The organism is Niallia sp. (assembly GCF_031978665.1).
Taxonomy (GTDB): domain Bacteria; phylum Bacillota; class Bacilli; order Bacillales; family Cytobacillaceae; genus Niallia.
The window spans coordinates 2,267-7,620 of record NZ_DALZDK010000059.1; the positions used below are offsets into that span (position 1 = coordinate 2,267).

Here is a 5,354-nt window from a genome sequence, read left to right on the forward strand (position 1 = left end):
CAGACCGCTTAAAAGCGCCTATCGCAATTATTGATAAGCGCGGTCCAAAAGACATTGGTCCTCGCGAAGTAAATATTGTTGGTAACATTGAAGGCAAAACAGCAATCATCGTAGACGATATCGTCGATACATCTTACCGCATTACGACTGCTGCAAAAGCGTTACTTGAGAATGGAGCAGAAGAAGTCTATGCATGCTGTGTTCATCCTGTTTTATCTGAACCAGCTATTGAAATGATTCAAGAATCACAAATTAAGGAATTGATTGTTACAAACAGCATTCCACTTCCAGAAGAAAAGAGAATCGACAAAATTACGCAGTTGTCTATCGCTGAATTACTAAGTGATGCCATCAGCCGCGTGTATGAGCATAAGTCTGTTAGTGTATTGTTTAAATAAGCGGTTACGCTTAGAGGTTGTCCAATGGACAGCCTTTTTTTTATTGGGCTTATTTTGTAGAAATATGGTTTGGATCATATTTTCGTTTTTTTGATCATATCCTTACTCGTTTAGATTATATATTTCGATTTCCGATCATATCCTTACTCGTTTGGATCATATATTTCGATTTCCGATCATATCCTTACTCGTTTGGATCATATATTTCGATTTCCGATCATATAGATAACTTCCCACTCGTATTCCTAAACATCTATTCATTACCTAATAATTACTTTCAACAAAATTCAAATAGACTCCCTTTCAACCAGGAGTCTATCTTATATACCTATTCCTATAATTAAATCACTCTCATCGTAACGATTCCATCAATTCCTTTTAGTTGCTTAGAAAGAAGCGGAATAATGTCATCTGCCACTTGATTATCGATATCAATCATCGTGTAAGCATACTCGCCACGGCTTCGGTTTAACATATCAGCAATATTTAACTGGTAAGTGGAAATTACCTGTGTTATCTGTCCTACCATATTAGGAACATTTAGATGGAAGGCTGTCACACGACGTTTACCAGTGTAAGGGATAGCTGCATTTGGAAAGTTTACAGAGTTCTTAATGTTTCCAGTTTCTAAAAATTCCTTAACTTGGCGAGCTGCCATAACAGCACAATTTTCTTCTGACTCTTCTGTAGAAGCCCCAAGATGCGGAATAGCAATTGTATTTTTCATTTGGAGAACATTTTCATTTGGAAAGTCTGTTATATAGCGTCCAATTCTACCTTCTTCTAGAGCAACAGCCATATCGATTTCGTTCACCAATTCTCCTCGAGAGAAGTTTAAAATTTGTGTACCAGGTTTCATGATGCTAAATGCTTGCTTATTAAACATACCCTTCGTATCTTCTGTTAATGGCACATGAACCGTTATATAATCAGACTCTGCAAATAGTTGATCTAATGTCATAGCCCGCTGGACATTACGTGATAAATTCCAAGCAGTATCAACAGAAAGAAATGGGTCATAACCAATGACATCCATATCAAGTGCTAGGGCATCATTTGCTACAAGCGCACCAATTGCGCCTAAGCCAATTACACCTAATGTTTTCCCTTTGATTTCGTGTCCAACAAATTGTTTTTTGCCAGCTTCCACAAGTTTTGGAACTTGTTCACCTTCTGTAAGTAGGGTTTTCGCCCATGAAACTCCTTCGAATAGGTTTCTGGAAGAAGCCATCAATGACATGAGCACCATTTCTTTTACTGCATTTGCATTCGCACCAGGTGTATTAAATACAACAATGCCTTGCGTTGTACATTGATCAACCGGAATATTATTAACCCCTGCTCCTGCTCTAGCAATTGCCTTTAACTTATCTCCAAGTTCCATTCCATGCATATTAAAGCTGCGTAACAGAATCGCATCTGGGTTATTGCTCGTATCGTCAACGGTGAAATTTCCTTTTTTAAACACATTCAGGCCACTTGCTGCAATATTATTTAATGTTTTAATTGTCTTTACATCTTTAACAGTCGTAGTGCTCATCTCCATTGCTCCTTTTAAATCAATTATATTCTTTTTACGCTTGGATAATACTCTTCCCTTTTACACGACATCGTCTAAAAAAGAAAAAGGCAAGGAGTGAATTCCCTTACCTCTGCCCAGGCGAACGGCATACGACGCTATGTGCTCCCCTACGGTTATCCGTATTTCGCCAGTTACACATAGCCTTTAGATTGCCTTCATTCTATCAGACTATTCAGTAATCATCAATTGCTAATTTCTTATTAATTTCGTTCTTTTTCATGCTTTTATTAGAACGGTTTATTGATATAACTTATTTTTTTTAATATAATTATAGCACTTTTCTGGTAAAAGATACCTCGGTTCTCCTCCCATTGCAAACTCTTCTCGTATATAGGTAGAACTTATTTCCATAGCTAGACCCTTATCTAACAGATGAAATGTGTTACCGTCATCATGATTACGGAGGATGGGGGAACGGCTAATGGCAGAGAGCATATCAATTCCATTTCGAGCCATTACAATAAACCGATTTTCTGCTATTAATTCTTCCCCTTTGGTCCATTTTCCTTGACCGATATCAACCAGCAAATCAGCTCCCATAATAAAGTATACTTGCTCCTCTGGGAAAAACTTTTTAAAATAATTCATCGTATGATACGTATAAACTTCCCAACCATCTTGCTTCATTTCATAATCATCCAAAGCAAACTTATCATTATTCTCTATTGCCATATTCACCATTTCTATACGATGTTCATCTGCTGTTTCCATCGTTTTATCCCTTCGCTTACTCGAACATGGAAGAAAAATCACTTTATCCAATTTACAACGATGGGCAACCGTACTTGCAGTCCAGAGATGAACATTTGTAATTGGATCAAAGGAAGATCCGTAAATCCCTATTTTCCTCAATTCATCCTCCCCTTTCCCCTTCAACTCGGCGTGCCTTCTCTTTCATTTCTTCAATATAGTTTCGCTTATTCTCCCAGCATGCTTTGCTTAAATCAACTGGATACTCCTCCGGATTAAGCGTTCGTTTATATTCGTTCCAGAGGAGCTTCAAGCTCTCTCTAGCCTTGAGTTGGATAGCTTTTAATGCTGGTGTTTCATAATGCACATGCCCATTCTTTATAACTCGGTGATGTAATTCGATTGCCCTATAATTTGTCACCATTTTATTCAAATATGGATGAACAGGATGAAACATTTTTAAAGGTTCTTGCGTAATTACTTCAGATGCTAGTGAAATATAATCACCTTCGGCATGCCCATGCTCATTATTAATAATGCGATACACTCTTTTCTGCCCAGGTGTAGAAATTTTTTCCGGATTTCCAGATAATTTAATCGTATCTTCCATTTTGCCTTTTTCATTTTCTATACTGACTAATTTATATACAGCGCCGAGTGCTGCTTGATCATATGCTGTAATCAGCTTTGTTCCAATGCCCCATATATCAATTTTTGCTCCTTCTGCCTGCAAATTCATAATGGTATACTCATCTAGATCATTAGAAGCAATAATTTTCACATCTGGAAATCCTGCCTCATCTAGCATTTCTCTTGCTTTCTTAGAAAGATACGCTAAGTCCCCACTGTCTAATCGAATTCCCTTAAAGTGAATCTTATCTCCAAAATCCTTTGCTACCTTAATAGCATTAGGAACGCCAGACCGAAGTGTATCATATGTATCAACTAGGAAAACGCATTCTGTGTGCGTACTAGCATAACTTTTAAAAGCTTCATATTCATCTTTATATGCTTGCACTAAGGCGTGAGCATGTGTTCCAGACACAGGAATTCCAAAGATTTTCCCTGCCCTTACATTACTTGTAGCCGAAAACCCACCAATAACGGCAGCCCTTGTTCCCCATATGGCAGCATCCATTTCCTGCGCTCTTCTTGTTCCAAACTCCATTGCTGTCTGTTCGCCAATAACTTGCTTCATTCTCGCCGCTTTTGTTGCAATAAGCGTTTGATAATTAACGATATTTAACAAAGCTGTCTCTATTAATTGCGCCTCCGCAATCGGAGCTTCTACTCTAAGAATCGGTTCATTTGCAAATACTAGTTCGCCTTCCTCCATGCAATAAATATCACCGGAAAAAGTAAGATTTTTTAAATATTGAAGAAAATCTTCTTTATATCCAACTTCATTTCTTAAATAGGCAATATCCTGATCTGTAAACCTACAGTCTTTTATATAAGATAAGATTCGTTCTAGACCCGCAAATATGGCAAAACCATTTCCAAACGGAAGCTTGCGAAAGTAAAGTTCAAATACCGCTTTCCGGTCATGTATTCCATCCCGCCAATACGTCTCCATCATATTGATTTGATAAAGGTCTGTATGAAGCATAAGACTGTCATCCGCATAGTTCATCTATTTTCCTCCTCTTACTAAATTAATTTCTACTTATAAAAACTTTGTCCACTACCTCAACATGTGACAAATCTCTATTTGTTATATAGATATCCTTTTATTTATTAAATCATTCTCTTTTGAACAAACCTTTTTATTTATGTAATAAAAAAATTAATTTTGATAAAAGGAAAGAATTTATGCTCCCTTCAGACTTCGTTTCGCTCTAGTTTTAAAATATTTTTCAAAAGCAACAATCTTTAAGATAATCCTAAAAAAAAGCAAGTACGTCCATAAGAACCTACTTGCTTTGTCTATTCCTATTAAAATTTTACCTTTTCCAAAAATAATCCGTTCGCTTCTGCCATCATTCCTGTTAAACTACGATCCTTTTCTGCGATAATCGCTGGAATAGCATCTGCTTCGATTTTTCCTAGTCCAACCTCAATTAATGTACCAACCATTTTTCTGACCATATTATACAGAAAACCATCGCCACTCACACGAATTTCAAGAAAACCTTCTACTTCTTTAATATCTACAAAGAATACTTCTTTAACCATTGATTTCTTCTTTGATTTAGCGTTTGAGAAAGCTGTAAAGTCATGCTTTCCCACAAAATGGGCAGCTGCTTGCTCCATTTTCTTTATATTTAACCTTTTCTCTACATGCATGCTATATTTGCGCATAAAAGGATTGGTATACGATTTATTCCAAATTTTATATAAATACGTTTTATCCTTCGCATTATATCTTGCATGAAAACGATCTTGAACGATATCTACTTTTGAAATGCTAATATCATTCGGTAAATAGTGATTTAGATAATCCTTGACCTCTTTTTCTGTCATTTCTTTGTTCATTTTGAAGTTAGCGACTTGAGATAATGCATGTACCCCTGCATCTGTTCTACTGCAGCCAATGATTTCTATCTTTTCTCCTACCATTTCTGTTAGGACGTTTTCTATTTTACCTTGAATTGATTGGTCCCCATTGCCAAGACGTTGCCAACCTTTATAGCGTCCACCATCGTATTGAATAAGCAATTTATAATTTTTCATTTTTTCTCCTG

At 36.6% G+C, this 5,354-nt stretch carries 5 protein-coding genes and 1 riboswitch; of the genes, 1 reads left to right on the top strand and 4 read right to left on the bottom strand.

Features of this window, described 5'->3' with window-relative positions; all coding sequences use genetic code 11:
- Positions 1 to 398: ribose-phosphate diphosphokinase (gene prs, locus RTL21_RS22145; RefSeq protein WP_312099209.1), on the top strand; the 398-nt coding region annotated here is incomplete at its 5' end.
- A 340-nt stretch (positions 399 to 738) separates the two neighbouring features.
- Here the strand turns inward: prs and RTL21_RS22150 are convergent.
- The 4 genes from RTL21_RS22150 to truA form a co-directional block, all read right to left on the bottom strand.
- Positions 739 to 1,938, bottom strand: a complete 1,200-nt coding sequence (locus tag RTL21_RS22150) for a phosphoglycerate dehydrogenase (RefSeq protein WP_312099211.1) — start codon at positions 1,936 to 1,938, stop codon at positions 739 to 741.
- A 107-nt stretch (positions 1,939 to 2,045) separates the two neighbouring features.
- A riboswitch (ZMP/ZTP riboswitch) is annotated at positions 2,046 to 2,125 on the bottom strand.
- 92 nt (positions 2,126 to 2,217) lie between these two features.
- Positions 2,218 to 2,832 (bottom strand): nicotinate (nicotinamide) nucleotide adenylyltransferase, encoded by a 615-nt coding sequence (gene nadD, locus RTL21_RS22155; RefSeq protein WP_312099213.1) that lies wholly within the window; start codon positions 2,830 to 2,832, stop codon positions 2,218 to 2,220.
- Between the two features lies 1 nt (position 2,833).
- A complete protein-coding gene (locus RTL21_RS22160; protein ID WP_312099215.1) occupies positions 2,834 to 4,303 on the bottom strand; it encodes a nicotinate phosphoribosyltransferase in 1,470 nt (489 codons plus the stop codon).
- 302 nt (positions 4,304 to 4,605) lie between these two features.
- Entirely contained in the window at positions 4,606 to 5,343 is a 738-nt protein-coding gene (gene truA, locus RTL21_RS22165) for a tRNA pseudouridine(38-40) synthase TruA (protein WP_312099234.1), read from the bottom strand.
- Positions 5,344 to 5,354: the final 11 nt, after the last annotated feature.